27 protein-coding genes and 1 riboswitch are annotated in these 26,484 nt (G+C 65.8%); of the genes, 21 read left to right on the plus strand and 6 right to left on the minus strand.

Translation table 11 applies throughout. The annotated features are described in order from the left end of the window. The 9 genes from MRY84_RS22735 to MRY84_RS22775 all read left to right on the plus strand — a co-directional run. The coding region (locus MRY84_RS22735; RefSeq protein WP_291507935.1) for a nitrite/sulfite reductase at nucleotides 1-567 on the plus strand (567 nt) is incomplete at its 5' end. Between the two features lie 43 nt (nucleotides 568-610). Further along, on the plus strand, nucleotides 611-997 hold the full coding sequence (locus tag MRY84_RS22740) for a DUF934 domain-containing protein (RefSeq protein ID WP_291507958.1): 387 nt from the start codon (nucleotides 611-613) through the stop codon (nucleotides 995-997). Nucleotides 998-1,039: 42 nt separating this feature from the next. Next, nucleotides 1,040-1,663 (plus strand): phosphoadenosine phosphosulfate reductase family protein, encoded by a 624-nt coding sequence (locus MRY84_RS22745; protein WP_291507936.1) that lies wholly within the window; start codon nucleotides 1,040-1,042, stop codon nucleotides 1,661-1,663. Between the two features lie 22 nt (nucleotides 1,664-1,685). Then, on the plus strand, nucleotides 1,686-2,639 hold the full coding sequence (gene cysD, locus MRY84_RS22750; protein WP_099729969.1) for a sulfate adenylyltransferase subunit CysD: 954 nt from the start codon (nucleotides 1,686-1,688) through the stop codon (nucleotides 2,637-2,639). A 14-nt stretch (nucleotides 2,640-2,653) separates the two neighbouring features. After that, entirely contained in the window at nucleotides 2,654-4,027 is a 1,374-nt protein-coding gene (locus MRY84_RS22755; protein WP_291507937.1) for a GTP-binding protein, read from the plus strand. A gap of 126 nt (nucleotides 4,028-4,153) precedes the next feature. Next, nucleotides 4,154-4,483: a ferredoxin FdxA gene (gene fdxA / locus MRY84_RS22760; RefSeq protein ID WP_291507938.1), complete on the plus strand. Its 330-nt coding sequence runs from the start codon at nucleotides 4,154-4,156 to the stop codon at nucleotides 4,481-4,483. Nucleotides 4,484-4,607: 124 nt separating this feature from the next. Then, nucleotides 4,608-5,663, plus strand: coding sequence for an NAD(P)/FAD-dependent oxidoreductase (locus tag MRY84_RS22765; protein ID WP_291507939.1), 1,056 nt, complete (start codon nucleotides 4,608-4,610; stop codon nucleotides 5,661-5,663). A 125-nt stretch (nucleotides 5,664-5,788) separates the two neighbouring features. Beyond that, the gene (locus tag MRY84_RS22770; protein WP_291507940.1) at nucleotides 5,789-6,148 is read left to right on the plus strand and encodes a nuclear transport factor 2 family protein; all 360 of its coding nucleotides are present in this window, start codon (nucleotides 5,789-5,791) and stop codon (nucleotides 6,146-6,148) included. Nucleotides 6,149-6,160: 12 nt separating this feature from the next. Continuing rightward, nucleotides 6,161-7,033 carry a helix-turn-helix domain-containing protein gene (locus MRY84_RS22775; RefSeq protein WP_291507941.1) on the plus strand — a complete coding sequence of 291 codons (873 nt, stop codon included), beginning with the start codon at nucleotides 6,161-6,163 and terminating at the stop codon, nucleotides 7,031-7,033. A gap of 281 nt (nucleotides 7,034-7,314) precedes the next feature. On the opposite strand, the gene MRY84_RS22780 is transcribed toward MRY84_RS22775, so the two are convergent. Further along, on the minus strand, nucleotides 7,315-7,806 hold the full coding sequence (locus MRY84_RS22780) for a GNAT family N-acetyltransferase (RefSeq protein WP_291507942.1): 492 nt from the start codon (nucleotides 7,804-7,806) through the stop codon (nucleotides 7,315-7,317). A gap of 43 nt (nucleotides 7,807-7,849) precedes the next feature. On the opposite strand from MRY84_RS22780, the gene MRY84_RS22785 reads away from it, so the two are divergent. Then, the gene (locus MRY84_RS22785) at nucleotides 7,850-8,827 is read left to right on the plus strand and encodes a LysR family transcriptional regulator (protein ID WP_291507943.1); all 978 of its coding nucleotides are present in this window, start codon (nucleotides 7,850-7,852) and stop codon (nucleotides 8,825-8,827) included. 381 nt (nucleotides 8,828-9,208) lie between these two features. Then, a complete protein-coding gene (locus tag MRY84_RS22790) occupies nucleotides 9,209-10,507 on the plus strand; it encodes a cytosine permease (protein WP_291507944.1) in 1,299 nt (432 codons plus the stop codon). Nucleotides 10,508-10,557: 50 nt separating this feature from the next. On the opposite strand, the gene thiD is transcribed toward MRY84_RS22790, so the two are convergent. Then, entirely contained in the window at nucleotides 10,558-11,406 is an 849-nt protein-coding gene (gene thiD / locus MRY84_RS22795; protein WP_291507945.1) for a bifunctional hydroxymethylpyrimidine kinase/phosphomethylpyrimidine kinase, read from the minus strand. Nucleotides 11,407-11,474: 68 nt separating this feature from the next. Next, nucleotides 11,475-11,620: riboswitch (TPP riboswitch) on the plus strand. Nucleotides 11,621-11,673: 53 nt separating this feature from the next. On the opposite strand from thiD, the gene MRY84_RS22800 reads away from it, so the two are divergent. The 4 genes from MRY84_RS22800 to MRY84_RS22815 all read left to right on the plus strand — a co-directional run bounded on the left by MRY84_RS22800 (nucleotide 11,674) and on the right by MRY84_RS22815 (nucleotide 14,815). After that, entirely contained in the window at nucleotides 11,674-12,807 is a 1,134-nt protein-coding gene (locus MRY84_RS22800) for an FAD-dependent oxidoreductase (protein ID WP_291507946.1), read from the plus strand. Next, a complete protein-coding gene (thiS, locus tag MRY84_RS22805; protein ID WP_291507947.1) occupies nucleotides 12,804-13,001 on the plus strand; it encodes a sulfur carrier protein ThiS in 198 nt (65 codons plus the stop codon). Before MRY84_RS22800 ends, thiS begins: the two co-directional genes overlap by 4 nt. Before the next feature lie 82 nt (nucleotides 13,002-13,083). Continuing rightward, complete coding sequence (locus tag MRY84_RS22810) at nucleotides 13,084-13,896, plus strand: thiazole synthase (RefSeq protein WP_291507948.1); 813 nt, start codon at nucleotides 13,084-13,086, stop codon at nucleotides 13,894-13,896. Beyond that, on the plus strand, nucleotides 13,889-14,815 hold the full coding sequence (locus MRY84_RS22815) for a thiamine phosphate synthase (protein WP_291507959.1): 927 nt from the start codon (nucleotides 13,889-13,891) through the stop codon (nucleotides 14,813-14,815). The genes MRY84_RS22810 and MRY84_RS22815 overlap by 8 nt, the downstream gene beginning before the upstream one ends. A 176-nt stretch (nucleotides 14,816-14,991) precedes the next feature. On the opposite strand, the gene MRY84_RS22820 is transcribed toward MRY84_RS22815, so the two are convergent. Beyond that, on the minus strand, nucleotides 14,992-17,247 hold the full coding sequence (locus tag MRY84_RS22820; RefSeq protein ID WP_291507949.1) for a hypothetical protein: 2,256 nt from the start codon (nucleotides 17,245-17,247) through the stop codon (nucleotides 14,992-14,994). Nucleotides 17,248-17,318: 71 nt separating this feature from the next. Between MRY84_RS22820 and MRY84_RS22825 the strand changes: the two genes are divergently transcribed. The 5 genes from MRY84_RS22825 to MRY84_RS22845 all read left to right on the plus strand — a co-directional run bounded on the left by MRY84_RS22825 (nucleotide 17,319) and on the right by MRY84_RS22845 (nucleotide 23,054). Next, entirely contained in the window at nucleotides 17,319-18,839 is a 1,521-nt protein-coding gene (locus tag MRY84_RS22825; RefSeq protein ID WP_291507950.1) for a 3-hydroxyacyl-CoA dehydrogenase, read from the plus strand. A gap of 115 nt (nucleotides 18,840-18,954) precedes the next feature. Further along, nucleotides 18,955-19,734, plus strand: coding sequence for an oxepin-CoA hydrolase, alternative type (locus tag MRY84_RS22830; RefSeq protein ID WP_291507951.1), 780 nt, complete (start codon nucleotides 18,955-18,957; stop codon nucleotides 19,732-19,734). A gap of 166 nt (nucleotides 19,735-19,900) precedes the next feature. Beyond that, the gene (locus MRY84_RS22835) at nucleotides 19,901-20,620 is read left to right on the plus strand and encodes a Crp/Fnr family transcriptional regulator (protein ID WP_291507952.1); all 720 of its coding nucleotides are present in this window, start codon (nucleotides 19,901-19,903) and stop codon (nucleotides 20,618-20,620) included. Nucleotides 20,621-20,645: 25 nt separating this feature from the next. Further along, entirely contained in the window at nucleotides 20,646-21,731 is a 1,086-nt protein-coding gene (locus MRY84_RS22840) for a phosphotransferase (RefSeq protein WP_291507953.1), read from the plus strand. 48 nt (nucleotides 21,732-21,779) lie between these two features. Continuing rightward, nucleotides 21,780-23,054, plus strand: coding sequence for an acyl-CoA dehydrogenase family protein (locus MRY84_RS22845; RefSeq protein ID WP_291507954.1), 1,275 nt, complete (start codon nucleotides 21,780-21,782; stop codon nucleotides 23,052-23,054). A gap of 225 nt (nucleotides 23,055-23,279) precedes the next feature. Here the strand turns inward: MRY84_RS22845 and MRY84_RS22850 are convergent, their stop codons facing one another. Continuing rightward, nucleotides 23,280-24,011 (minus strand): hypothetical protein, encoded by a 732-nt coding sequence (locus MRY84_RS22850; protein ID WP_291507955.1) that lies wholly within the window; start codon nucleotides 24,009-24,011, stop codon nucleotides 23,280-23,282. A gap of 212 nt (nucleotides 24,012-24,223) precedes the next feature. Between MRY84_RS22850 and MRY84_RS22855 the strand changes: the two genes are divergently transcribed. Further along, nucleotides 24,224-24,874: a hypothetical protein gene (locus MRY84_RS22855; RefSeq protein ID WP_291507956.1), complete on the plus strand. Its 651-nt coding sequence runs from the start codon at nucleotides 24,224-24,226 to the stop codon at nucleotides 24,872-24,874. 70 nt (nucleotides 24,875-24,944) lie between these two features. Here MRY84_RS22855 and MRY84_RS22860 read toward each other — a convergent pair whose 3' ends face one another. Further along, on the minus strand, nucleotides 24,945-25,961 hold the full coding sequence (locus MRY84_RS22860; protein WP_291507960.1) for an asparaginase: 1,017 nt from the start codon (nucleotides 25,959-25,961) through the stop codon (nucleotides 24,945-24,947). Nucleotides 25,962-25,989: 28 nt separating this feature from the next. Then, a partial coding sequence (locus MRY84_RS22865; protein ID WP_291507957.1) for a penicillin acylase family protein occupies nucleotides 25,990-26,484 on the minus strand: 495 nt, incomplete at its 5' end.

The following is a 26,484-nucleotide window of genomic DNA, read 5'->3' on the forward strand; positions in this document are numbered from 1 at the left end:
AACGTACTGCTGCCCTGGGTGCACGCCAGCCGCCTGTTCGACCTGTGGCAAGAAGCCAGGGCCCTGGGCCTGGCCAGCGCCAACGTGCAGTTGCTCACCGACATGATCGCCTGCCCCGGCGGCGACTTCTGCGCACTGGCCAATGCCCGCTCGCTGCCGATTGCCGAGGCCATCACCCAGCGTTATCAAGACCTGGACGAGCTGGACGACATCGGCGAGATCGACCTGCACATCAGCGGCTGCATCAACAGTTGCGGCCACCACCACAGCGGCCACATCGGCATCCTGGGCGTCGATAAGGACGGCAAGGAATGGTACCAGGTGACGCTGGGTGGCTCCGATGGCTCCGACCTGTCGGGTGCTGCCGTGGCCGGCAAGGTGATTGGCCCCTCGTTCTCTGCCGCTGAAGTGCCCGACGTGATCGAGGCCGTGCTGAACACCTACCGCGACCTGCGCGAAAGCGGCGAGACCTTCCAGAACACGGTGCGCCGCACCGGTCTCGACCCGTTCAAGGAAGCCGCCAAGCAGGCCCGCCACAAAGAAGAAACAGAAACCGCTGCTGCCTGAGCCTCTCCAGCGCCATCCAGCACAGCCCCACAGATAGATGATGTTGAAACTACTCGCCGCCCAAGACCACCAGCCACCTGCAGCGGGTGACACCCGCGCCGTGGCCCTGCCCAACGATGCGGACGCCCTGGCCTTGCCGCTTGATGGCGTGGAACGCGTGGACCTGCACTTCCCCAACTTCACCGATGGCCGCGCGTTCAGCCAGGCCTTCTTGCTGCGCCGCCGCCGCGGTTTTGCGGGCGAAATCCGCGCCACCGGCGATGTGCTGATTGATCAGCTGGTGCAGATGCAGCGCACGGGCTTCTCCAGCGCCGTGCTGCGCGAGGGCGTGGACGCCGCGGATGCACAGCGCCAGTTCGAGCTGTTCCCTGGTTTCTACCAGGGGGATGCCGTCAATCCCCAGCCGCTGTTTGCCGCCAAGGCAGCCTGAATCCGCGTGCCGGCCCCAAGTCACCGAACCCAAGCCCCCACCATGAGCCAATTCGATCTCGCCAGCATCAACGCCGAACTCGGCCGCAACGCCCAAGGCCTTGTGCAATGGGCCCTGGGCCTGGGCCAGCGGGCCATCGTCACCACCAACTTCCGCCCCTTTGAGGCCGTGATCCTGCACATGGTCACGCAGGTGGACCCCGACGTGCCCGTGGTCTGGATGGACAACGGTTACAACACCGAAGCCACCTACCGCTTTGCCGACGAAGTGACCAAGCAGCTGGGCCTGAAGCTGCAGATCTACCTGCCACGCCGCTCGCGTGCGCACCGCGAGGCGGTGGAGGGTGCAACACCCGCGCTGGACGATCCCCGCCACGCAGCCTACACGGAAGAAGTGAAGCTCGAGCCCTTCGCCCGGGCCCTGCGCGAAACCGCGCCCCAGGTCTGGTTCACGGCCCTGCGCGCCACCGACACTGCCGTTCGCGCCCAAATGGACCCGGTGAGCATCAACCCCGATGGCCTCATCAAGGTCGCACCGCTGCTGCACTGGTCGTCCAAGGAGCTGCACGAATACTGCGTGAAGCACGGCCTGCCCAACAACTTCGACTACGTGGACCCCACCAAAGGCGAAGACAACCGCGAGTGTGGCCTGCACATTGCGCACTGATCCGCCCGCCCAAGGCCCGACCATGAACGCCCGCACCGACTCAGCGCTGCTTGAGAAAACCAACAACATGAGCTACCACCTCAACAACTCCCACCTGGACGCGCTGGAAGAAGAAACTATCTTCATCCTGCGCGAAGTCGCCGCCGCCTTCGAGCGCCCCGCCCTGCTGTTCTCCGGCGGCAAGGATTCGCTGGTCATGCTCAAGTGCGCCGAGAAGGCTTTTGGCGCGGGCCGCATCCCCTACCCGCTCTTGATGATCGACACGGGCCACAACTTCCCCGAAGTCACGGACTTCCGCGACTTCCGCGCGAAGGAACTGGGCGCCGAACTCATCGTGCGCAGCGTGGAAGATTCCATGGCGCGCGGCACCGTGCGCCTGGCCCACCCGGGCGAGAGCCGCAACGTGCACCAGTCGGTCACGCTGCTCGAAGCGATTGAAGAGTTCCGCTTTGACGCCCTCATCGGCGGCGCCCGCCGCGATGAAGAAAAGGCCCGTGCCAAGGAACGCATCTTCAGCCACCGCGACAGCTTCGGCCAATGGCAGCCCAAGGCCCAGCGCCCCGAGCTGTGGACCCTGTTCAACACCCGCCTGCAGCCCGGCGAGCACTTCCGCGTGTTCCCCATCAGCAACTGGACCGAGCTGGACGTGTGGCAGTACATCGACCGCGAGCAGATCGGCCTGCCCAGCATCTACTACACGCACAAACGCCAGGTGGTGGACAAGAAGGGCCTGCTGATGCCTGTGACCGAGCTGACCCCGCCGCGCGAAGGCGACGTGGTGGAAACACGCGACGTGCGCTTCCGCACCGTGGGCGACATCACCTGCACCGCACCGGTCGAAAGCACTGCAGCCACCCCGGCCGAGATCGTCATCGAGACCCTGGCCGCCGACGTGAGCGAGCGCGGCGCGACCCGTATGGACGACAAGACTTCCGACGCTTCAATGGAGAAGCGCAAAAAAGACGGCTATTTCTGAGACGGGCACTTCTGATGACTACTACCAATTCGATAGCTGCCAACGCTTACCAGACGGGCGGAAAGGCCCAGAATGACCATGTTGCCGCCCTCAAGTTCATCACCTGTGGCTCGGTGGACGACGGCAAGAGCACGCTGATCGGCCGCCTGCTGGTGGACAGCAAGGCCGTGCTGCAAGACCACCTGGCCGGTGTGCAGCGCCAGGGCGAGACCGACCTGGCCCTGTTGACCGACGGCCTCAGCGCCGAGCGCGAGCAAGGCATCACCATTGACGTGGCCTACCGCTACTTCGCGACCGAAGAGCGCAAGTTCATCATTGGCGACGCGCCCGGCCACGAGCAGTACACGCGCAACATGGTCACGGCCGCGAGCAGCGCCGACGCCGCCGTGGTGCTGGTCGATGCGACCAAGCTCGACTGGAAAAACCCCGACCTGGCCCTGCTGCCCCAAACCCGCCGCCACAGCCTGCTGGTGCATCTGCTGCGCGTGCATTCGCTGGTGTTTGCCGTGAACAAGCTCGACGCGGTGGAAGACCCTGCGCTGGCCTGGAAGCACATCCAGGGCGCGCTGCAGTCCTTCGCGCAGGCCGCTGGCATCGCCGTGCGTGCCACCGTGCCCGTGTCCGCCCTCAAGGGCTGGAACGTGGTCGATGCCCACGCGGGCTGGTGCGGCTACGAAGGCCCCACACTGCTGCAGGTGCTCGAAGTGCTGCCCAACACGCCCGCCGACACGGCGCTGGCACCGGCCTTCCCGGTGCAGTGGGTCGAGAAGTTCTCGTCGTCGTCTGACACCAGCCAGGGCCGCCGCGTGTTCTGGGGCCGCGTGGCGGCTGGCCGCTTCGCGCCCGGCACCGCCGTGCAGATCTTCCCCAGCGGCCAGCTGGCTACCGTGGCGCAAGTGCTGGACCATGCCCGCCGGCCCAAGGACGTGCCCGCCGGCACGAGCGCCGGCATCATCCTGGACCGCGAAGTCGATGTGTCGCGCGGCGACTGGATCCTGGCCGCACCCACGCCAGCAGCAGCGCCAGCTGCCGACGACGGCTTTGGCGACACGCCCGCCGCCACCCCCGCCTGGCCCGCCAGCCGCGAGTTGCGCACCACCATCGCCTGGATGGACGACGAGCCCCTGGTCGCGGGCCGCGTGTACTGGGCGCTGCATGGGCACCGCTGGGTCAAGGCCAAGGTCAAGTCCGTGGTGCACAAGCTCAACATCAACACGCTGGCCGAAGAGCCCGCCACGCAGCTCGACCCCAACGCCATCGGCCATGTGGAGCTGCTGCTGCAAGAGGCTATTCCCGCCGCGCCATTCAGCAAGGCCCGCGTACTGGGCTCACTGATTCTGGTGGACACCGCCAGCCACAAAACTGCCGGTGCCGTGCTGGTCAATTGATGCAAAACTGATCCACATCAGGCCGCGCGCGCCCAAGACACCCCTTCGCCGCAAGGGGCCCTGTAACCAAAGGTCGGTGAAAGCTTTTAAAATCGAGGGTTTTCACCGACCCACACAACTCCTGTCATGACCCACGTCGTTTCCGAAAACTGCATCAAGTGCAAGTACACCGATTGTGTGGACGTGTGCCCCGTGGACTGCTTCCGCGAAGGCCCGAACATGCTCGTCATCGACCCTGACGAGTGCATCGACTGCGCCGTGTGCATCCCCGAGTGCCCGGCCAACGCCATCTTTGCCGAAGAAGACCTGCCGGCCGACCAGATCGCCTTCATCAAGCTCAACGCCGAGCTGGCCTTTGCCGACGGCTGGAAGAGCATCACCAAGCGCAAGCCCGCGCTGCCCGATGCGGACGAGTGGAACGGCAAGCCGGGCAAGGTCAACGAACTAGTCAAGTGACCCCCCTGAGTCGCTTCGCGCCGTCCCCGAAGGGGGACGCCACCAGTGGCCAGGCAAAGCCAGTTCCACGGTGGCACAGGTCTTTGGCAGCGCCGGTTTCGGGCGCTGCGCGCGTGGCTTGAGCATGATTCAAGAAACCGACGCCGTCGTCATCGGCGCGGGTCCGGTGGGCCTGTTCCAGGTCTTCCAGCTGGGCCTGCAGGGCATCAACGCCCACCTGATCGACGCCCTGCCCCATGCGGGCGGCCAGTGCGTTGAGCTGTACGGCGACAAGCCCATCTACGACATCCCGGGCATCCCGGTTTGCACCGGGCGCGAGTTGGCCGCTTTGCTGCTTCAGCAGATTGCCCCCTTCAAGACCCAGTGGCATCTGAACACGCTGGTGTCAGCGCTCACCGTGCAGGCCGATGGGCGGCTGCTGGTCGAAACGAATCAGGGCGCGCAGTTGCTGGCCCGCACCGTGTTCATTGCCGCCGGCGTGGGCGCCTTCGTACCGCGCACGCTCAAGGTCGAAGGTATCGAGCAGTTCGTAGGCACCCAGGTTCACTATCAGCACCTGCCCGCCAACGTTGAAGTGGAAGGCCGCCATGTGGTCGTACACGGCGGCGACGAGCCCGCCGTGGCCCGCGGCATCGAACTGGCCGAGCAAGGCCAGGGCGCTCGCGTCAGCCTGCTGCACCGCCGCGACGTGTTCCAAGCCCCGGATTCCCTGTTGCAGCGCCTGCAGCAGCTGCGCGATGCGGGGCGCCTGCACATCGAAGCAGCGCAAATCATCGGCACCGAAACCGTTGGTGACCGGCTGGCCGCGCTGCAGCTCATGGACGCCGATGGCAGCACCCGTACGTTGGCGCTCGACTTGCTGGTCCCCGTGCTCGGCATCTCGCCCCGCCTCGGCCCCATTGCGGACTGGGGTTTGGCCATGGACCGCAAACAGCTGGTGGTGGACACCGAAGCCTTCCGCACCAGCGTGCCCGGTATCTACGCAGTGGGCGACATCAACACCTACCCGGGCAAGCGCAAGCTCATCCTGTGTGGCTTTCACGAAGCCACGCTGGCGGCCTTCGGCGCGGCCGAGGCGCTCAAGGGCGACAAGGTGGCGTTGCAATACACGACCACCAGCCCACGGCTGCACCAGTTGCTGGGTGTGGCACCGGTATCGGCGCCGTCCGTCAGCGCGTAATCCCGGCGGGCCAGGGTTCGTCACGTCGTGCCCCAACGACGCGGCCACAAATAAGCACAAAATGTCAAAAAGGCGCGCAAGCGCCCGGCACGATGGCGTCTCCATTCACCCATCAGGAGCACACCATGAGCCAACAACCCCTTCAATCCATCTGGGACACCTACACCGCGTCGTGGAAGACCGACTCGGCCGCGGACCGCACGGCCCTTTTTACCCAGTCCCTCGACCCCGCCTGCACCTACAACGACCCGCTGGCCACCGCCCATGGCTGGGACCAACTGACGGCCTACATGGACAACTTTCACAGCCAGGTGCCCGGTGGCCATTTTGTGACCCACTACTTTGCCAGCCACAACCAGCAAAGCATCGCCAAATGGAACATGGTGGATGGCAGCGGACAGGTGATCGGGGAAGGCGTGAGCTACGGCCGGTACAACGACCAGAACCGGCTGGTAGCCATGACCGGTTTCTTTGAAACCCCTTGAACGGACGCCACCGTGCTTTATCTCCGGCAAATCCAGGAGGGCATCGATTTCATCGAGGCCCATCTCGAATCCGATATCGCGCTTTCGGAGGTGGCGCGGGCCGCAGGGATGAGCCAGTGGCACTTCCAGCGAATCTTCAAGGCGCTGACCAACGAAACCTTGAAGACCTACATCCGCTCGCGCCGGTTCTCGCGGGCGCTGGAGCAGTTGACCAACACGCGGCTCCCGATACTCGACATCGCCCTCGCGTCAGGGTATGAGACGCAGGAGAGTTTCACGCGCGCGTTCCGTGATTGCTTCCGGCTCACGCCGTCGCAGTACCGCAAGATGGGCAACCGCTCGCTGTTCGTGCGCAAGCTCCGGTTCGACGAAAGCTACCTCGCGCACATTCACCACAACATCTCGCTGGAACCCGACATCCAGCAGCAGCCCGCCATGCAGTTGGTCGGGCTGCCCACCGACTACTACGGTATCGATTCCGAAAAGAACAACCTGGGCCAGAAACTGCCGCCCCTGTGGGCGAAGTTTCTACCCCGGTTGGGCGAGATTGCGAACACCGTGCCCGGGGTCTGCTATGGCGTCGTAGCCCCAGCGGGGCCCCACACCGAAGAACTGCGCTACCTGGCCTGCATCGAAGTGAATGGCCCCGGTGCGCTGCCACCGGGCATGGTGGCCATGGAAATCCCCGCGTCCACCTATGCACGCTTCACCCACAGAGGCCCTGCCCAGAACGTCGATGCGACGGTGAACTACATCTACTCCAGTTGGCTGCTGTCGGCCGGCCCGTCGCACAGCCTGGGGCCGGATCTGGAAATCTACGGCTCGCAATACCACCCGACGTCCGGCGACTCGGTGATGTACTACGCCATTCCAATCGTCCGCTGAGCGCCCTGAGCACGGTCGCCCAAAAAGATGGACGCGTTCCTTGTGGAATGCCCGCGCCGGGGGCATCCGGAGCCGACGGAGAGAGTCCCTTTGAGCCAGCTCGAGATCAGCGCGCGACAAGACACTGCACCCCATCAGATCCGAATTCCGCCCTCGCACCTCCATCGCAAGCGGTTCTCCACTCAACCAAATGTTCGCCATCGGCGGTGGAGCCAGCCATGAGCAGAAATGCTAGTTCCGCTCAGTGAGGACGACGGTATTTTTTTGAGGTGATGGACGCTTCAAAGCTCCATCACCATCTCATGCCACGCCATGCCGCCGTGGTCGGATGCAGAGGGCTTCACGTAGCGGTAGCCCTGCTTGGCGTAGAGCGCCACATGACGCTCTTTGCACATCAGGTGAATGGTCAGCTTGCCCGCCTGCCGCATCTGTTTCACAAAAGTCTGCATCATTGCCGTGGCGTAGCCGTGCCCCTGGTACGCGGGATCGATCACCACCGACATGATGACCACGTTGGGTGCGACCGGGTCATGCCCCACCAGCTCCTTGAAAGCCTCGTCCGACATGACGACTGCGTGGGCACAGCCACTGTTGATGAAACCGATGGTCTTGCCTTCGGTTTGCATGACCAGAAAGCCCTGCGGGTAGTTGGAAATTCGGGTATGGATCTTGGCCAAGGTGGCGGCTTCTTCGCCCTCGTAGGCGATGCTCTCAATCTCGAAACAGCGCTCGGCATCCGCAGGAACGGCTTGGCGAAAGGTTAGGGCTGACATGGGTAGTGGAGTGCGTGGGTAAGGAAAAGCTCCATGATAAAAAATGGCCACATTGCACGTCATGCAAACCCTTCATCCATACCTGCACGCCATGCACTTTGCACTTCGACGCCTTGACCTGAATCTGCTGCTGGTATTTGACGCACTGCACCGGTGGCGCAGCGTGACTGCTGCCGCGGAAGAACTCGCTCTGAGTACATCGGCCTTCAGCCACGCGCTGTCCCGGCTGCGCACAGCCTTGCACGACGAGCTGTTCTTGCGCGTGGGCGGTTCCATGCAGCCTACGCCCCGTGCGCAGGAGCTGGCCGATGGCATTTCGCAGGCCCTGCAACTGCTCGCGGACCGCATCGGCGATGTCCATGAATTCGACCCGGCAACCAGTGAGCACACCTTTGTGTTTGCCGCCACGGACTTCACGACGTACGCCCTGCTGCCCTCTGTGGTGACAGCTGTGGAGCGTGAGGCACCGGGCGTGCGCATGCGGGTGATCCCTTCGCAGAGCCGTGACGTGCTGGCGGACCTTGTACAGGGAGCCCACTTCGTGCTGGGCTTTTCGGATGAAGTCTCGCCGGTGCCCGCTGACATCGAGCGACTGGAAGCGCCATCCGACGACTATGTGGTGGTGGCCCGCCGTGGCCATCCCCGGCTCGGCAAGCGGCTCACCCTCAAACGCTACCTGGCGGAACACCATGTAGTTGTTCGGCCCTGGCGAAACGAGGCCAGTGTGATTGACACCGCGCTGGCTGCGCAGGGCCATACGCGCATGGTGGCGATTGAACTGCCCAGCGTCATGGCGGCACCATTCATCGTCACAGGCACGGACCACCTGATCACCTTGCCCCGTCAAGCGGCGCGTCAGCTTGCTGCATCCGCCCAGGTGGTGGTGCACGAAGCGCCGTTTCCGACACCGCACTACATACCTACGGCCTACTACCAGCGGCGCCATATGCACCTGGCATGGCATCGCTGGATGCGCAATCGGCTGCTTTCAGCTATCGCACCCACGATAAAGTCTGCTTAACCGCAAGGGCTGTCATCGGTCTGTGATCAGTCAGTGACGGACTTCGCTCCAAGGCCGCATTGGGCCCGTCGCAGATGGTCACGGTTCCTGCAAGCCCCCATTGGGAAATCCTGAACCCGCCGACCTGTGCCATTTACGAAGCAGCTCGTGCCCCCCCTGACCTTCACTAGAATCCATTCAATCGCTGGGGGTGTCCTGCAAGAAATCCGCTGCAGGGCTGAGATCAAACCCTTCGAACCTGTCGCCCGCAACGGTTTACCTTGCAGGCTTGAGATCATCCTCGCGCAGGGAAGCATGTCTGTTCTGGCCGACTCCGAGTGACCTCGGGCCATGCCTGCAGGCCGCCGCCCTGCTCTGTATGCATTGCCACGGAGCCTGCCCATGTCCTCATCCCCCGCTGCGCCCGCCGCCAACGAAGCGCTGGCCCCCGTCTCCCCCGACCGCCGCGTCTTCCAGTGGCATGACCACGCCTCGCTCTGGTTCAGCCTGGGCGTGGGCTTGCTGGTCATGCAGGTGGGTGCGTACCTGATGCCCGCGTTGGGCACCAAAGAAGCCCTCATCGCCATCGTGGCCGGCTCCATCGTGGGCGCAGGCCTGCTGGGCTGGGTGGCCAAGCTGGGCTGCGACAGCGGCCTGGCCAGCGCCGGGCTGATGCATGCCGTCTACGGCCGCACGTTTGCCAGCCTGCCGATCATTTTGAACATCGTGCAGCTGGTGGGCTGGGGCACGTTCGAGCTGGTGGTGATGCGCGATGCCACGGTGGCCATCGGCCAGCAATCGGGCGCCATGGCCGGCGCCCACTGGCCCGTGCTGGCCACGCTGCTGTGGGGCGGCGTGGTGATGCTGCTCATCAGCGGCTCGATGGTTCAGCTGGTGCGCAAGGTGATTGCGCGGGTGGCGCTGCCGCTGGTCGTGCTGTCGCTGCTGTGGCTGTCCTGGCAGTTCTTGTCGCTGGCGCAAGCGCAGGGGTGGGAATCGCTGTGGACGCGCAAGGGCGAAGGCGGCATGGGCGTGCTGCCCGCGCTGGACCTGGTGATCGCCATGCCGATCTCCTGGTTGCCGCTGGTGGCCGACTATGCGCGCCATGGCAAGGACGGCGGCTCCGCATTGCGCGGCACCTGGCTAGGCTATGCGTTGGCCAACATGTGGTGTTATTCGCTGGGTGTGCTGGTGGCCCTGACCCTGCCTAGCAAGGACCTCGTGCAGGCGCTGCTGCTCGCCCAGGGCGGGCTGATTGCACTGTCACTGATCCTGATCGACGAGGTGGACAACGCCTATGGCGACACGTATTCGGGTGCGGTGTCTGCCCACAGCCTGCTGCCGCGCTGGGGTGTGCGCAAGTGGGGCCTGACCATGGCTGCGGTGTGTACCGCCCTCGCGCTGGTCCTGCCCATGCACAGCCTGGAGCCCTTCCTGCTCCTGCTCAGCTCGGTGTTTGTACCGCTGTTTGGCGTGATCCTGGGCCGACTGGCCTTTGGCACCGATGCACCTGCACTGCTGGCAACCGCCCGCAAGGTGAACGCAGCGCCGGTAGCCATCTGGCTGGCGGGCATTGCGGTGTACCACCTGGCGCCAAAGCTGCTGCCGGGTGCGGGGTCGGCGCTTCCGGCGTTGGCGTTCAGCTTTGCACTGGCCTGGGCCTCGCGGCCGAGGGCGCGCAGAAACGCTATCGAAAGATGAGCTAACGGCGCTTGCCAGACGAGCGCCAGAGCCCTAAACCCTTCAAACGGCTACAGGACCAGCTGCGCCACAGGCGCATAGCCGTGGTTGAGCGGGCCGTGGCCACGGCCGGTGGTCACATCGGCCCCCGCTGCGATGGCGCCCAGGATGTAGGCCCGCGCGCGCTCCACTGCCTGCTGCAAGGGCAGGCCCTGGGCCAGGTGGGCTGCAATGGCCGACGACAAGGTGCAGCCCGTGCCATGCCCGTTGTGCGTAGCAATGCGTGCTGACTCCAGCCGCTGCCGCAGGCCGCTGCGGGTAGCAAGCACATCCACCACCCAATCTCCGGGCAGGTGACCGCCCTTGAGCAGCACCGCGCGGGCGCCCAGCGCGCACAATGCCTGCGCGGCTTCATCCAGTGTTTCTGCGCCCTTGATGCTGCGCTCCAGCAGCCAGCCGGCCTCATCCAGGTTGGGCGTGACCACCTCGGCCAGCGGGAACAGTTCCTGCACCAGCACGCTCACGGTCTCGGCGGCGATGAGGGGATCGCCGCTGGTGGCCACCATCACGGGGTCGAGCACCACGTTCGGCAGCTGATACTTGCGGATTGCGTCGGCCACCACGCGTACCACTTCGGGCGAATGGAGCATGCCGATCTTGACCGCATCCACGCCGATGTCCTGCACCACGGCGTCGATCTGGGCCTTGAGCATCTCGGGCGGAATGCCGTGGATACCCGTGACGCCGCAGGTGTTTTGGGCGGTGATGGCCGTGATGGCCGTCATGCCATAGCAGCCGAGCGCGCTGAAGGTCTTGAGGTCGGCCTGGATGCCCGCGCCGCCCCCGCTGTCGGAACCTGCAATGGAAAGCACGCGCACATAGCGGCGTGCCGCGGAAGGCGCAGAGGTCAGTGAAGTCATGGCAAAAATTATGGCCTATGCGCTAGCGCAAAAAGAGCCGCGCCGGGTTGTGCTGTAATGGATTTTTCCGGACGAAACAGGGGTGTCCCTCCACCACGAAAGTGGCGGATGCGCGACTGAGAAATACCCTGGGGCCGCGCAGAGCCTGCGCTGCGCAATGGCCCCGCTACCCGATCCAGGTCATGCTGGCGTGGGGAGTTTCCTTCAAGCGGCCCCGCCCCGTTTTGTCCATGCTTGCCTGCCAACGCTCGGACACTACGACGGACCATGCCACTGCAACCCTCCTCCTTTGCCATCCTGGGCGCCGGCCTCATGGGCCGCCTGCTTGCGGTCGAACTGGCCCGCCAGGGCCACCAGGTCGACATCTACGATGCAGGCAGCCCGGCGGCTGAAAACTCTGCCGCCACCGTGGCCGCCGCCATGCTGGCCCCCCTGGCTGAATCCGCGATCACCGAACCGGGCGTGGTGCGCATGGGCCACCATGCCCTCACCCGCTGGCCGCAGTTGCTGGCTGGGCTGGCAGAGCCAGTGTTCTTTCAACAGGCCGGCACCCTCATCGTGTGGCACCGCCAGGACGCGGCCGAGGCCCAGCGCCTGACGCGCCTCCTGGAAGCCACCCAGCACACCGTGCACGAGTTGCCCACGATGCAAAAGCTTGACGGGCAAGCCCTCGCCCAAGCCGAGCCCGTGCTGGCCCAGCGTTTTGCCCAGGGCCTGTACCTACCCGGCGAAGGCCAGCTCGACAACCGGCAGTTGCTCGCGGCGCTGGTGGCGGAAATGGAGCGGCTTTCGGTGCGCGCCCACTGGCACGCCCCCCGGTCACCAGACGCCTTCGTCCCCGGTGCACCAGGGCAGCCGGATTGGGTGCTGGACTGCCGCGGGCTGGGTGCCAAGCCTGACTGGACAGCCCTGCGCGGTGTGCGCGGCGAAGTGGTGCGCATCCACGCGCCCGATGTCACGCTGCAGCGCCCCACCCGTCTGGTGCACCCGCGCTACCCCATCTACGTCGCCCCCAAACAGGACCACGTGTTCGTGGTGGGCGCCACCGAGATCGAATCGGACGACCTCTCGCCTGCCAGCGTGCGCTCGACGCTGGAACTGCTCTCTGCTGTCTATGCCATCCACCCGGGCTTTGCCGAAGGCCGCATTCTGGAGCTGGCCACGCAGTGCCGCCCCACGCTGCCCGACAACCTGCCCGCCATCCGCCAGCCGCGCGAGCGCGTCCTTGAAATCAACGGCCTGTACCGCCACGGCTTCATGATCGCGCCGGCCATGCTGGACGTGACACTCGAAGTGCTGAACGCGGGACAATCGGAGCTTTCGCAACGTTTTGACCTCGCGCTGGACCTGATGCCCGCAGCTACGGCGGGAGCGCCCAGCGCCGCCACCGCCTACGCATGAACATTTTCATCAACCAGATCCCGCACGAACTGCCCGAGGGCGCCACCGTGGCCGATGCCGTGGCCGCTCTGGAGGCACGCCCGCCCTTTGCCGTCGCCGTGAACACCACCTTCGTGCCCAACCCCCGCTACACCGAGCACGCCCTGCAGGCAGGTGACCGGGTGGAGATCATCTCCCCGGTGACGGGCGGATGACCGCCTTGGCGGGATTTTGATAAAAACCGGCTGTAGCGCTTGCTGTTCAAGCGCAATCAGCTATTTAATTGATAGCATCACAATGACCACTCCAATCCCCCGCGATCCGCTGGTGCTGTATGGCCAGACATTTGCCAGCCGCCTGCTGCTGGGAACATCTCGCTATCCCTCGCCCGCCGTGCTTGAGGCCGCCGTGCGGCGCGCACAGCCCGCCATGGTCACCGCCTCCCTGCGCCGCCAGGGCAGCAACCCGGCCGAGAGTGGCAGCAGCTTCTGGGAGCTGCTGCGCAAGCTCAATGTGCCGGTGCTGCCCAACACAGCCGGCTGCCACAGCGCGCAAGAAGCCATCACCACGGCGCAGATGGCACGCGAGGTGTTCAACACGCCGTGGATCAAGCTGGAGCTGATCGGCGACGACTACACCCTGCAGCCCGACACGCTGAACCTGGTGGGCGTGGCCGAGCACCTCATCAAGGAAGGGTTTCAGGTGCTTCCCTATTGCACGGAAGATCTGGTCCTGTGCCAGCGGCTGGTGGACGTGGGCTGCCAGGCAGTCATGCCCTGGGCCGCACCCATCGGCACCGGCCGCGGCCCCGTCAACCCCTACGCGCTGCAGATGCTGCGCGAACGCCTGGATGTGCCGTTGCTGGTGGACGCCGGGCTGGGCCTGCCGTCACACGCCTGCCAGGTCATGGAATGGGGCTACGACGGCGTGCTGCTGAATACGGCCGTGGCGCTGGCGCAAGACCCCGTGGCCATGGCCGGCGCGTTTGCCGACGCCGTGCAGGCCGGGCGCGCCGCACGCCAGGCAGGCGCGATGGCGGCGCAGGATGCCGCCCAGCCCAGCACTCCCGTGCTGGGCACCCCCTTCTGGCACCATGACCAGCATGCGTGACGACACCGCCGCCATGGCGCAGGCGATTCTTGCGCACCATGCCGCAGTTTTTGCGGGCTTTCCCCCGGAGCCGGCTCCCGAGCCCACGCGGGCGGATCCGGTGTACCAGGCAGCGCTGCAGGCGTGCAGCACGCTGGGCTTCATCGCCCACGACGCGGAATGCCTGGCGGAGGCCTGGCTCGCCCGCAGCCTGCGCGTGGGCGCCTTCCAGCCCGAATGCTGGCCCGACGAACCGGCAGACTTTGGTTTGCAGCCTGTGCCGCGCGCCCATGCGTTTGCATCCTGCCCCCCGCAACTGGGCCTGTATGGCGTGCTGCCAGATGCCCAGTGGGTGGGCCGCATGGCGCGGGCTGGGGTGCCGACGGTTCAGTTGCGCTTCAAGTCGGACGATGCGGCTGCCGTTGCACGGGAGGTGCGGGCCGCTGTAGAAGCCGTCCAGGGCACGGCGGCCCTGCTGTTCATCAACGACCACTGGCGCGAGGCCATCCAGGCCGGCGCCTATGGCGTCCACCTGGGGCAGGAAGACCTGGATGCGCTTTCGCCTGCCGACCTTGCCACGCTGCGGGCATCCGGCGTGCGCCTGGGCGTCAGCACCCATGGCTACGCAGAAATGGTGCGTGCGGATGCCGTAGGCCCCAGCTACATCGCCATGGGGGCAGTGTTTCCAACCACCCTCAAGAAAATGGCCACGGCCCCACAAGGCGTGGGCCGGCTGGGCGTGTATGCCCGACTGTTGCGTACTTATCCGCAGGTGGCCATTGGCGGGATCGGCGCGGAGCAATTCGCCGAGGTGCTGTCCACGGGCGTTGGCTCGATCGCGGTGGTACGGGCCCTCGTCGCCGCGCCGGACCCGGAAGCTGCAGCCGCGCAACTGATGGGGCTTCTGCGGGACCACTCGCCCCCCCGGAACAGGCCCTGATCGCCGCGGCACTACCAGGCGCAGTTCAACCGCACATTGGGAAATTGGGGAACCGCCGCCGCGCGCGAGCCGGTTCTGCAAACCCCACGGCCCGACCGGAGCAGCAAGGGCGAAGGGCGGGGCAGCGCCTGCGCAGGAGGCGCGCTCATGCGCGCCAGGGATTTCTGAGAGCCGGTTTACGATCCCTCGTGCTTTTTCTGCTCGAGCTCCAGCCGAAGCTCTACCCGGTCGTTGTCCAGCCCAAACCCCACGGCTTGTCCGGGTGCTGGCGGTGCCGTGACCGGGACCGGTGGAAGGTCATTGAGGGTGAGATGGGGCGGATCGGACAGGTCGAGATCCAGGGGAACACCTTGCGTATCGTAGTTATCGCGACTCGCCACCGCGGGCGCCTGGGCGTCGGCACCTGCGGCGGCGGCAGGCGCTGCACCAGGGAAGAGCTCGTCAAAGTCGAAATCCAGACCCGGATCGGTGGTGCTCAGGGGCAAGTCATCCACCGGCGCAAGCGTCTGCCGTGGGGGTTGCTGCAGCGCCAGCGCTTCTTCCCGCGGTGCCGCGGCAGGAGTTGTCCGTTGGCGTGGCGGCGGTGCACCCCGGGCGCTGGCCGGGGTGGTCTGCGCGATGGCCAGCAGCAGCAGGAGGTCGTCGTAGGCGGCCAGGTCAAACGGCTCAACCATGCTGACACCGCCTTGCTTGAACATCATCTTCTCGAGCAGCAGCAAGACCGACGGCGAGCTCCATTCGGCCTCGATGTCGGCCAGGGCTTCGGTGTAGTGGTAGAGCATGCGCCCGGTGCGATGGAAACTCACGAACTCCGGCACCTGCGCATTGAATGACTGCATGAACTGCGTGCGCAGTTGGGAGAACTCGTCCACCCGGCTCAGCGAGTGGTACAGGCGCAAGAGTTCCAGATAGGCCAGCGGGGAGGTGTCGCCCCGTTCCGCGATGTGCTTCTTGAGCACTTCGATGGCTTGCTGGTGTTCGCCCACCGAGATGAAAAACTCCGCCTGCTGCTGGATATCGAAGAGCTCCTCGGGGCTGACGATGTGAACGGCCGACGCGGGTGCGTGCACAGGCTGGGGAGCCGGGGGCACGCGCGCTGGCACGGGGGCCAGGGCAGCAGGTCCTGTTGCCGCGGCCGAGGCCGTCGCTTTCAGCGGCACGGGTGCGCTGGGCGCGGGCGTCGTGGCGACAAAGCGTGGCACGGGCGCAGCAGCAAGGTCATCAGGCGAAGGCGCATTGGCGGCGGCGGCATCCGTCGAAGTCCACGCATCATGGGGATGGGGCACCAGCCCCAAGGTCGCCTCGTGCTGGGCCAGCGCGTCACGCCCACCCAGTGCGGCGACAGAGTCGCGCCAAGCCCGCACGGCCTTCTCGGAAGCGCTGCGCATCCGCAACCATGCCCAGGCGGCGAACAGCAGCGCCAACAGCAGCAGTCCTGCCATCGCGTACACCACCGTAGCCGGGAGCCTTTCATTCTCGGCCTGCTCCAGTTGCTGCTGCAGCTGCGCTGCCTTGGCCTGGTCGCGACCCGCCTGGGCCCGCAAGGAAGCAACATCCGCTTCCAATGCCTTCAACCGCCCCTCATCGGACAACGCTTCGTCGGGCTGCGCATTCAGGGCCTTCCATAGCGCCGCCGCCTGGGCTCGTTGGGCCGAAGGCTCGTCCGTGGGTGTGATCAGCAGCTCGGGCGAAGTGCGCAGCGCCACCGGACGATCCATCCAGAGGTCCAGGGGCTCCACCACCAGCCGCGACCGATCGGTAGCGCGTGGCTCGGGGGGGGCCTTCTTGGCAACGCGCGAAGCGGCCTGTGGCCGGGCGGGACGGGGCTCCGCAGGCGTTGCAGCAGCCGCGCGCGGCGGCACGGCGCCAACCCGGCTGCCTGAGCGCGGCGACGAAGGCACCGAAGAAGCCGACGGCGAAGTTACAGACGGAGACGACGCGGCAGCCGATGGCTCTGCCGCGGCCTGCACGCCTTGCGTCGCCCGAGGCAACGGAGCCCCCGGCACGCCGGCGGATGGCAGGCGAGAGATGTCCACAGGAGAGGCCGAGCGCGCTGCCACTGGCGGAAGCTCGGCGAGAAATGTGTAGGTACGGGTGATCTTGCCTGTGCAACCCGCCGAAATAGTGACCGTCAGAACGGGCTCATCCACCGCAACGGCCGCTTGCACGCGCACAGCGGGTGACCGGCCTCGCATGTCGGGCAACGGCGTTACCCGCACCTTGGCATCGCTCACAGCCGTATCGCCTGCCTTTACCTGCGCAGCCACACACGATGAAGCCACGTCGGCACCGGCATCGGGCTGCACATCAAACGACAGATCCACAGGCGAACCCAAAACCACGCTGCCCCTGCCGCCCCCCAACGACAATGCCGAGGCCCCTGCAGCCACAACCGAAAGACCGGCCCCCACGATGGCGTTGCGGATTTTCACAATAAGTTCAAATTATTAGTGCGGCCGATTCTTGCACAGATCGCGCGCAATGCCACAGCCATAATGGCGCTATGAAAATTCAGTTTCCCAACGTCGCGGTGGTGGGCGCAGGGGCCATGGGCCGAGGCATTGCGCAGATCGCCGCACAAGCCGGCAGCGAGGTCTTGCTGCTCGACACACAAGAGGGCGCGGCCCAGGCCGCGCGGGCGGCCCTGATAGACCAATGGAACAAGCTGTTGGCCAAGGGGCGCATCGACGCAGAACAGGCCGGCGCGTTTGCGGCACGCCTGCACCCCGCCGACGAAGTGGCGGCCCTGGCAGGCTGCGACCTCGTGATCGAGGCCATTGTGGAACGCCTCGATGTGAAGCAGAAGCTGTTTGCCGAGCTCGAAGCCGTGGTGCGGCCGGACACCGTGCTGGCCACCAACACCTCGTCGCTGTCGGTGACCGCGATCGGGGCGGCGCTGCAGCGCCCGGAACGGCTGGCAGGATTCCATTTCTTCAATCCCGTGCCCCTGATGAAGGTGGTGGAGGTGATTGCCGGCCTCAAGACAGACGCGTCCCTGTGCGCCGCCCTGGCCGCCTACGCCCGGCAGTTGGGCCATACGCCCGTGCAGGCGCAAGACACGCCGGGGTTCATCGTGAACCATGCGGGACGCGGCTTTGGCACTGAAGCCTTGCGCATCGTGGGCGAGGGCGTGGCCGACTTCGCCACCATCGACCGCATCCTGCGCGACCAAGTCGGCTTCAAGCTCGGGCCGTTCGAATTGATGGACCTGACGGCACTGGACGTGTCGCACCCCGTGATGGAGTCCATCTACCGCCAATACTACGACGAGCCGCGTTATCGGCCCAGCGTGATCACCGCCCAGCGCCTGGCGGGCGGCGTGGTCGGCAAGAAGGTGGGCGAAGGCTTCTATCGCTACGTGGACGGCGTGGCGCAAATGCCCGCCGAGGCCGCGCCACCGGTAGTGGCTGCCATCCCGCCCGTGTGGGTGTCGCCCCGGGCGGCCCGCCGCGCCGAGCTCTACCAGTTGCTCAAGGACCTGGGCGCCACCATTGAAACCGGCCAGTCGCCCTCTCCCCAGGCCATCACGCTGGTGGCGCCGTTGGGCTTTGACGTGACCACCGTCGCGGTAGTCGAGCGCCTGGATCCCGCCCGCACCATCGGTATCGACATGCTCATCGACGACGCGGCCACCAAGCGCCGCGTGCTGGCCACCAACCCTGCCACGCGCGTCGACATCCGCGACGCAGCGCACGCGCTGTTCGCCCGCGATGGCAAGGCCGTGAGCGTGATCCGCGACAGTGGTGGCTTCGTCACGCAACGCGTGGTGGCCACCATCGTGAACATCGCATCCGACATCTGCCAGCAGGGCATCTGCTCGCCCAAAGACCTGGAAACGGCCGTCACGCTGGGCCTGGGCTACCCACTGGGCCCGCTGGCCATGGGCGACCGCTGGGGCCCCACCAACATCCTGGAGGTGCTCTTCAACATGCAGACCGTGTATGGCGATCCTCGTTACCGCCCCAGCCCCTGGCTGCGCCGTCGCGGCGCCATCGGGTTGAGCCTGACCCACGTCGAGGAATGATGCGGCCCGCCCCCTGCACTGCTTGCGCAGCGGCCGGGGTTCGGATCGCGCCGGTCTCATACAGCACGCAGCGCGAGCGCACACCACCTTGTGATTCAGTGAGAACCTCATCGCCATGCCCGCAGAACTTCTGAGCACCAGCCAGGGCCAGACCCTGATCCTCACCCTCCGCAACCCCGAGCGACGCAACGCCATCGACCCGGTGATGTACGCAGCTGGCGTGGAGGCGCTGAGCGTGGCCGAGAGCAGCGCGGACATCCGCAGTGTGATCATCACGGGCTCGGATGGCATGTTCTGCTCGGGCGGGAACCTGCAGCGGCTGCAAGCCAACCGCCAGCAGCCCCCGGAAGTGCAGGCCCAGAGCATTGAAGGCTTGCACAACTGGATCGAGACCATCCGCACCTACCCCAAGCCGGTGATTGCAGCCGTGGAAGGCGCCGCCGCAGGTGCGGGGTTCTCACTGGCGCTGGCGTGCGACTTCATCGTGGCGGCCCGCAATGCCGCGTTTGTCATGGCGTACAGCAACGTGGCACTGTCACCCGATGGCGGGGCCAGCTGGAGCCTCGCGCAGGCCCTGCCCCGCCAGCTTGCAACGGAGATCCTGATGTGCGGAGACCGCGTGGGCGCCGAGCGCCTGCACACCCTGGGCGTGGTCAACCGCGTTACCGATGCCGGTGGCGCGCTCGACGCAGCGCTGGCATTGGCCGAACAGCTCAACGCCAAGGCACCCAACGCGCTGGCGAGCATCAAGGAATTGTTGAACGAAGCGCCGGGGGTCCAGCTTACGCAGCACCTGGGCCAGGAACGCAACCACTTCGTGAAGAACCTGCACCACGCCAACGCGGGCGCGGGCATTTCGGCCTTTCTGGAGAAACGGCAGCCGCGTTACGAGTAGTCTGCTTCGCAAGGCTTTCTGCAACCTTCACCCCCGGCCGCTGCTGCGCAGTGCCGGGGGTTTTCTTTTGGGTCCGCCCCCCAGACACGCAGGTGACAACCCTGACGCAAAGTGGCGGTCCCTGACGTGACAATGGACCTGTTTCCAGTCACGCAAAAGACAGCCCATGGACGACCCGATTCTTACTATCGAAGAACGTGAAGCGATCAACTCCGGTCGCTGGTTCTCATCCCTTTCACCTTCTCTGCGCCACGACATCCTCCGATGTGCATACGTCAAACGCTTCAAGGACGGCGGCCTCATCGCCGCACGCGGCGATCCGCCCGAGGAGTGGATTGCCTGCGCACGCGGAGCGGTGCGGGTGAGCTCCACCTCTATCTCGGGCAAGCAGATCACGCTGACCTATGTGGAGCCCGGCATCTGGTTCGGCGACGTGGCGATCTTCGATGGGGACCGGCGTACACACGACGCCTATGCGCATGGCGACACCACGGTCCTGTGCGTGGCCAAGGCCGACTTCAAGAAGATCCTGGCCGCGCACACCGAGCTTTACGAAGCCATGCTGCGCCTGCACGCGCGGCGCATCCGGCAGCTGTTCGGGCTGGTGGAAGACCTCAACACCCTGCCCTTGCGCTCGCGTCTGGCCAAGCAGCTGGTGCACCTGGTGCGCAGCTACGGCGTGCCCAGCCTGTCGGATGGCAGCGAGATGCGCATCGGACTGCAACTGGCGCAGGAAGAGCTTGCGCAGCTGCTGGGCGCGTCACGCCAGCGCGTGAACCAGGAGCTCAAAGCCATGGAACGCGAGGAGGCCATCCGCATCGAGCCGGGCGGCCTGGTGGTGCGTGACCGCGAAGCCCTGATGCGCATAGCCGAGACCGACAACTGACTGCCCCAACCCCCACCCTCCTTCCATGAGCAATTTCGACCATTTCGTCGGCACCCGGCCAGTTTCTGATCAGCACGCCTTCAACATCGAGGCGCTGACCACCTGGCTTGCAAGGAACATGGAAGGCTTTGCGGGGCCTCTCACGGTGGAGATGTTCAAAGGAGGCCAGTCCAATCCCACCTACAAACTCATCACCCCCGGTGCCAGCTACGTCATGCGGGCCAAGCCCGGGCCGGTGGCCAAGCTGCTGCCGTCGGCGCATGCCATCGAGCGTGAGTTTGCGGTAATGCGCGGCCTGTATGGCACCGACGTTCCGGTGCCCCGCATGTTCGTGCTGTGCGAAGACGAGTCCGTCATCGGCCGCGCCTTCTACGTGATGGAGTGCATGCAAGGCCGCGTGCTGTGGGACCAGTCCTTGCCAGGCATGACGCCGGCCGAGCGCGGCGCCATCTACGACGAGATGAACCGCGTGATCGCCGCGCTGCACACCGTCAGGTTTGCCGACCGGGGCCTGGCCAGCTATGGCAAGCCCGGTAACTACTTCGACCGGCAGATCGGGCGCTGGAGCAAGCAGTATGTCGCCTCGATCACGCAGCCCATCGAAGAGATGGACCGCCTGATGGAGTGGCTGCCCGCCAACATGCCCGCCAGCGCGCGCGACGAAAGCCATGTCTCCATCGTCCATGGCGACTACCGCCTGGACAACCTCATGTTCCACCCCACCGAGCCCCGCGTGATCGCCGTGCTCGACTGGGAACTTTCCACGCTGGGCCACCCGCTCGCGGACTTCAGCTACCACTGCATGAGCTGGCACATTCCTGCCGCCATGGGCCGCGGCATCGCGGGGCAGGACCTTGCAGCCCTTGGGATTCCCGACGAGGACAGCTACATCCGACGCTACTGCGAACGCACGGCCATCGCCACGCCTGAAGCGCTGCGGGCCGACTGGAACTTCTACCTCGCCTACAACATGTTCCGCATCGCAGCCATCCTGCAGGGCATTGCAAAGCGGGTGGAAGCAGGTACGGCCTCCAGCGCGCAGGCCAAGGCATCGGGCGACACCGCGCGGCCCATGGCCCAGCTGGCCTGGTCGTTCGCGCAGCGTGGATGAAGCCCTGTCACCCAACAAACATCACGGAACACAACGGAGAAGCACCCCATGGACTTTGACTATTCGCCCAAAACCAAGGAACTGCAGGCCAAGCTGCTCCAGTTCATGGACGACCACATCTATCCCAACGAGGGTACCTACGCCGCCGAGCTGGAGGCGAACACGGCGGCAGGCAAGCGCTGGAGCGCCCTCAAGACGATCGAGAACCTCAAACCCAAAGCCCAGGCCGCGGGCCTGTGGAATCTGTTCCTGCCGGTAGACAGCGCCGCCGCCTCAGGCTACGAGGGCGCGGGCCTGACCAACCAGGAATACGCCCCGCTGGCCGAGATCATGGGCCGCGTGCCTTGGGCCAGCGAGGTGTTCAACTGCTCGGCACCCGATACCGGCAACATGGAGACCATCGCCCGCTACGGTGACGAAGCCAACAAGGCGCGCTGGCTCAAGCCCTTGCTGGAAGGCAAGATCCGCTCGGCCTTCGCCATGACCGAGCCCGCCGTGGCCTCCAGCGATGCGACCAACATCGAAACCCGCATCGAACGCCAGGGCGACGAATACGTGATCAACGGCCGCAAGTGGTGGATCTCCGGTGCTGCCGATCCGCGCTGCGCCGTGTTCATCACCATGGGCAAGACCGATCCGGAGGCCCCGCGCCACTCGCAGCAGAGCATGGTGCTGGTGCCTGCCGATGCCAAGGGCATCACCATCATCCGCCCGCTGAATGTGTTCGGCTACGATGACGCGCCCCACGGCCACGTCGAGATGACCTTCGAGAACGTGCGCGTGCCAGTCTCCAACATCCTGCTGGGCGAGGGCCGCGGGTTTGAGATTGCGCAAGGCCGCCTGGGCCCCGGGCGCATCCACCACTGCATGCGCCTCATCGGCCTGGCCGAGCGCGCGCTGGAACTGATGTGCAAGCGCGCTTCCTCCCGCACGGCGTTCGGCAAGACTGTGGCCCAGCAGACAGTGACGCAGGAGCGCATCGCCGAAGCCCGCTGCAAGATCGACATGGCGCGGCTGCTCACGCTCAAGGCCGCATGGCTGATGGACGTGGCCGGCAACAAGGTTGCCAAGACCGAGATCGCCATGATCAAGGTGGTGGCCCCCAGCATGGCCTGCCAGGTGATCGACTGGGCCATGCAGGTGCATGGCGGCGGCGGCATGTCCGACGACTTCCCGCTGGCATATGCCTACGCCAACGCACGCACACTGCGGTTCGCAGATGGCCCGGACGAAGTGCACCGCAACGCCATCGCCAAATGGGAGCTGGGCAAGTACGGAAGCTATGGCCGCGATGCGGGCGTGCCCGTGACCCGTGGAAGCTGAACGCACTGGACATCACCCCCTGCGTCACCTTCGGCGCCTTCCCACTCTCTCACTGAGCGGGAGGGCGACGCCCTCAGCGCGACGGGGCGGCCCTTGCGCGGGGGCGCTGGTGTGGGTCGCGCCAGTTTCTGCGGGCGCGGGGCAAGCACTGCAGCAGACTCCATCGAGCGGACAGAGAAACCCGAGCCCCCTCTTTCGGCATCGATGAAGCGGTTCCTGTCAGCGCTACCGGCTGCCGTGCGCTTCGTCGTCCGGCCCTGCCACGGAAAGTGGCGGCAGGTTCTGCAAGGCCGATTGCCCGGCGATCAGCAACAACTGCTTGGCGTGCGCAATCTCGGCCAGGCTGCGCTGGGTGTGCTCCAGCCGAAGGTAGACTCGCCCGCGCGCCAGCATCAGCATCATGGGCGATTTGGCCCGCTCATCCCCGCCCTCGCCTTCCACGGCATTGAGCAATTGCGAGACCACGGGCGCGTGCACCCACCGCTGGGCATGCTCGATCCGCTCCGCCACCACCGTGAAATGTTCACGAAACGATGTGGGCAACCCGGACCACGCCACCTCTTCGTACATCGAAAGCCAGCGCATTTCTTCGGGCAGACTGCTGCTGATGGTGGTTTGCAAAGTGTCGGTAATGGCAGAGTAGGCCTTGCTCTCCAGCGTGTCCTGCAAAGGCCGGTTGATCACCATGACGGCGGCATCGGGATCGGCGCCCACGTCAGCACGGCCCCTGAGTTCCATGCCCTGCACATAGTCGCGGGTGGGAACGCCACATTCCAGGCGCCACGGGTGACCATAAAGATCGCCGCCCAGGTCGAAATGCCCTTCAGTCGCGTGGGCCACAATGGCCAGCTGCTGCTGGTCGACCCAGCGCGAAACCTCCCGGTTGCTCACGGGGCGGCCGGGAATGGATGCAGTGCCACCAAAGGCGCTGAATGCTTTGCGGAGGCGATCAAACATGGGATGCCGAAGCACGCGGCTTCGCAAGAGTCACAGGTGCAGGCATTATTGAGGGCATTGGCCGGTGAAGAAACCCCTCCAGAGCTTGGCAGGGCCCTCGGCGCCCGCGCAATACCCGCCCCGTGGCTTGGCGAACCCAGATTGACGGGCGCCATCGACGGTCAGCACGCCGGTTTTGACTGCTGTGTCCGCACAGTGTGATGGATGAAGACATGTTGCTCGCGCCTGTGAACCGCCGTTTTTCCCTGGCTGCCGTGGCCGCCGTAACCACCGTTGGCGCGTGGGCCGCCATGCCAGCAACAGCTGCGGAGTTGCCCCAAGACGCCTCGGCCACTGCGCGCAGGCTGGTGCGCTGGGCCACTGCCAGCGGCGACCCCCAGGGCCTGCCCTTTGCCGTGATCGACAAGCCCCACGCCCGCATCCACGTGTTTTCAGCGCAGGGCCGATGGCTGGCCAGTTCTGCGGTGCTACTGGGCGCGGCGCTGGGCGACCGCTCCGCGCCCGGTATCGGCCAGCGCCCGCTGTCGCAGATCCGCCCCGAAGAGCGCACCACGCCCGCCGGCCGCTTCGTGACCGAGCCGGGACGCAACCTCAAGGGCGACGACATCGTCTGGATCGACTACGACGCGGCTGTTTCACTGCACAGGGTGCGCAGCGCCAGCGCCGCCGAACGCCGCAAGCAACGCCTGGCCAGCGACGGCGCGCAGGACAAGCGCATCAGCTACGGCTGCGTGAACGCGCCAGAGGCGTTCTACAACCAGTTCATCGCGCCCCTGTTCGGCCAGGCGCGCGGGGTGATCTACGTATTGCCGGACACGGAACCTTTTGCTACGTTTTTTGTAGCTGCTAGCGCTTTCCAGTAGGTCGCTGAGGGCATTTTTATCAATGTCTGCCCCTGACATTCGCAGCGCAGGGGATGTGCGGTGTCAAGCGTCAACCGCCGTTCCGCTCCATCCGGAACACCGCCTGCCGCTCGCCCACCTGCAACCCCTTGGCGTTAACGATGCTCCGCGAGCGGCGCGGGGCGAGGGCCTCGCGCTGGCGGGTGTCGAGCCAGCCGAGCTGCTCCATCACCTCCACGGCTGCAGCCACCTGTGCCACCATGTTGCCATCCATGATCTTGAGCGCGAAGGCCTCGCCCCGGCTGCGGCTGCCCACCACCTGCACGCCATCGGCCCCCGTCTTGGACACCCAATCCCCCTGGCCGATCCGCATGAAGTCTAGGTCGTGCCGGCCCGTGCCCGACCCCAGTTCAGGCCGCGCGACCATGGCATCGGCTAGCGCAACCAGGCTCTCATGCAGGTCAGTATCCGGCGCGCCGCCGGCCAGCCGGGCGTAGCCTCGCGCCAGATTCGCCAGCGGCATGGCGTAGTTGGGTGCCGAGCAGCCGTCGATGCCGATGATCAGTTGCGCGGGGGCCAAGCCAACGGCTTGCGCCACTTGGTCACGAATGGCCGTCTGCAGCGGATGCACCGGATCCAGATGCCCTTCTAGAGCCAAGCCCTGCAACACGCAGTGCGCCACAAAGCCTGCATGCTTGCCGCTGCAATTGTTGTGGCGCTCGTCGGGCACGAATCCATCCGGCATGGGGAAAATACCCAGTTCCGCGAACAACGGACGGTGGCAGCCGCATTGCAGCGCGCGATAGTCCTTGTCCACACTGGCCAGCATGCGCTCGGCCTGCACCACGTGCATGGGTTCGCCGTTGTGGCTGGCGCACAGCAGCGCCAGTTCACCCTGGCCCCAGTCCAGAGCCGCAGCGCCTCCGGCCTGCATGAAAGGTAGCGCCTGGAACGCCTTGATGGTGGAACGTGTGAACGTTACGGTGTACGGGTCACCCACCCGCGCGAGCACCCTGCCATTGCGGTCAGCCACCGCCACTGCACCCCAATGCTGGCATTCGGGCTGGCCGCCGCGGGTGACTTCAATCAGCGGGACAAAACCCGTCATACCCGGCATGTGTCACTCCTTGTCCGCTTCAATGCGCTGCAGCTACGGGGCTTGCAGCACCCGTAGGGATCAGCGTCAGCTGATGCACCCACTGCGCGGGCTGCCGCTGCAGCGCGCGGTAGCCGGTCTCCGCCCAGGTCCTGCTCATGTCGCGGTAGCGCGGGGAAAAGACCAGGCCGCTTTGCCCCGTCTGGTAGATGAAGCGCGACTGCTCCAGGTCGGCCAGGTCGTACACGGCGCGCAGCGAGGCGGCGTGCCGATTGAAGAAGGGGCCGCTGGCCTCGCCCGCGTTGTATTGGCCCACGTTCACGGTGTAGGCATCGCCGTGCGACGGCACGCTCACGTCGAAGAACCGGGCCAGCGCGGGCACGTTGCCGAAGGGCCGGTGCGCGCTCAGTGCCGGGTGTGCGTCGCCCCAGCGCCAGCGGGCCGGATCGGCGCCGTACGCGGCCTGCAGGCGGTCGAGCGCGCGGCCGAGCGCGGCGGCGGACTGTTCGGCGCATGTGGACGGTTGGCACCACCA

The sequence above is a fragment of the Acidovorax sp. genome, from assembly GCF_022763525.1.
In the GTDB taxonomy this organism is placed as follows: Bacteria; Pseudomonadota; Gammaproteobacteria; order Burkholderiales; family Burkholderiaceae_C; genus Acidovorax.

What these genes read in the sequence shown, in the direction of transcription:
- MRY84_RS22745 (WP_291507936.1), top strand. Translation starts at nt 1,040, where the DNA reads ATGAGCCAATTCGATCTCGCCAGCATCAACGCCGAACTCGGCCGCAAC.
- cysD (WP_099729969.1), top strand. Translation starts at nt 1,686, where the DNA reads ATGAACGCCCGCACCGACTCAGCGCTGCTTGAGAAAACCAACAACATG.
- MRY84_RS22755 (WP_291507937.1), top strand. Translation starts at nt 2,654, where the DNA reads ATGACTACTACCAATTCGATAGCTGCCAACGCTTACCAGACGGGCGGA.
- fdxA (WP_291507938.1), top strand. Translation starts at nt 4,154, where the DNA reads ATGACCCACGTCGTTTCCGAAAACTGCATCAAGTGCAAGTACACCGAT.
- MRY84_RS22765 (WP_291507939.1), top strand. Translation starts at nt 4,608, where the DNA reads ATGATTCAAGAAACCGACGCCGTCGTCATCGGCGCGGGTCCGGTGGGC.
- MRY84_RS22770 (WP_291507940.1), top strand. Translation starts at nt 5,789, where the DNA reads ATGAGCCAACAACCCCTTCAATCCATCTGGGACACCTACACCGCGTCG.
- MRY84_RS22780 (WP_291507942.1), bottom strand. Translation starts at nt 7,806, where the DNA reads ATGTCAGCCCTAACCTTTCGCCAAGCCGTTCCTGCGGATGCCGAGCGC.
- MRY84_RS22785 (WP_291507943.1), top strand. Translation starts at nt 7,850, where the DNA reads ATGGCCACATTGCACGTCATGCAAACCCTTCATCCATACCTGCACGCC.
- MRY84_RS22790 (WP_291507944.1), top strand. Translation starts at nt 9,209, where the DNA reads ATGTCCTCATCCCCCGCTGCGCCCGCCGCCAACGAAGCGCTGGCCCCC.
- thiD (WP_291507945.1), bottom strand. Translation starts at nt 11,406, where the DNA reads ATGACTTCACTGACCTCTGCGCCTTCCGCGGCACGCCGCTATGTGCGC.
- MRY84_RS22800 (WP_291507946.1), top strand. Translation starts at nt 11,674, where the DNA reads ATGCCACTGCAACCCTCCTCCTTTGCCATCCTGGGCGCCGGCCTCATG.
- thiS (WP_291507947.1), top strand. Translation starts at nt 12,804, where the DNA reads ATGAACATTTTCATCAACCAGATCCCGCACGAACTGCCCGAGGGCGCC.
- MRY84_RS22810 (WP_291507948.1), top strand. Translation starts at nt 13,084, where the DNA reads ATGACCACTCCAATCCCCCGCGATCCGCTGGTGCTGTATGGCCAGACA.
- MRY84_RS22815 (WP_291507959.1), top strand. Translation starts at nt 13,889, where the DNA reads ATGCGTGACGACACCGCCGCCATGGCGCAGGCGATTCTTGCGCACCAT.
- MRY84_RS22825 (WP_291507950.1), top strand. Translation starts at nt 17,319, where the DNA reads ATGAAAATTCAGTTTCCCAACGTCGCGGTGGTGGGCGCAGGGGCCATG.
- MRY84_RS22830 (WP_291507951.1), top strand. Translation starts at nt 18,955, where the DNA reads ATGCCCGCAGAACTTCTGAGCACCAGCCAGGGCCAGACCCTGATCCTC.
- MRY84_RS22835 (WP_291507952.1), top strand. Translation starts at nt 19,901, where the DNA reads ATGGACGACCCGATTCTTACTATCGAAGAACGTGAAGCGATCAACTCC.
- MRY84_RS22840 (WP_291507953.1), top strand. Translation starts at nt 20,646, where the DNA reads ATGAGCAATTTCGACCATTTCGTCGGCACCCGGCCAGTTTCTGATCAG.
- MRY84_RS22845 (WP_291507954.1), top strand. Translation starts at nt 21,780, where the DNA reads ATGGACTTTGACTATTCGCCCAAAACCAAGGAACTGCAGGCCAAGCTG.
- MRY84_RS22850 (WP_291507955.1), bottom strand. Translation starts at nt 24,011, where the DNA reads ATGTTTGATCGCCTCCGCAAAGCATTCAGCGCCTTTGGTGGCACTGCA.
- MRY84_RS22855 (WP_291507956.1), top strand. Translation starts at nt 24,224, where the DNA reads ATGTTGCTCGCGCCTGTGAACCGCCGTTTTTCCCTGGCTGCCGTGGCC.
- MRY84_RS22860 (WP_291507960.1), bottom strand. Translation starts at nt 25,961, where the DNA reads ATGACGGGTTTTGTCCCGCTGATTGAAGTCACCCGCGGCGGCCAGCCC.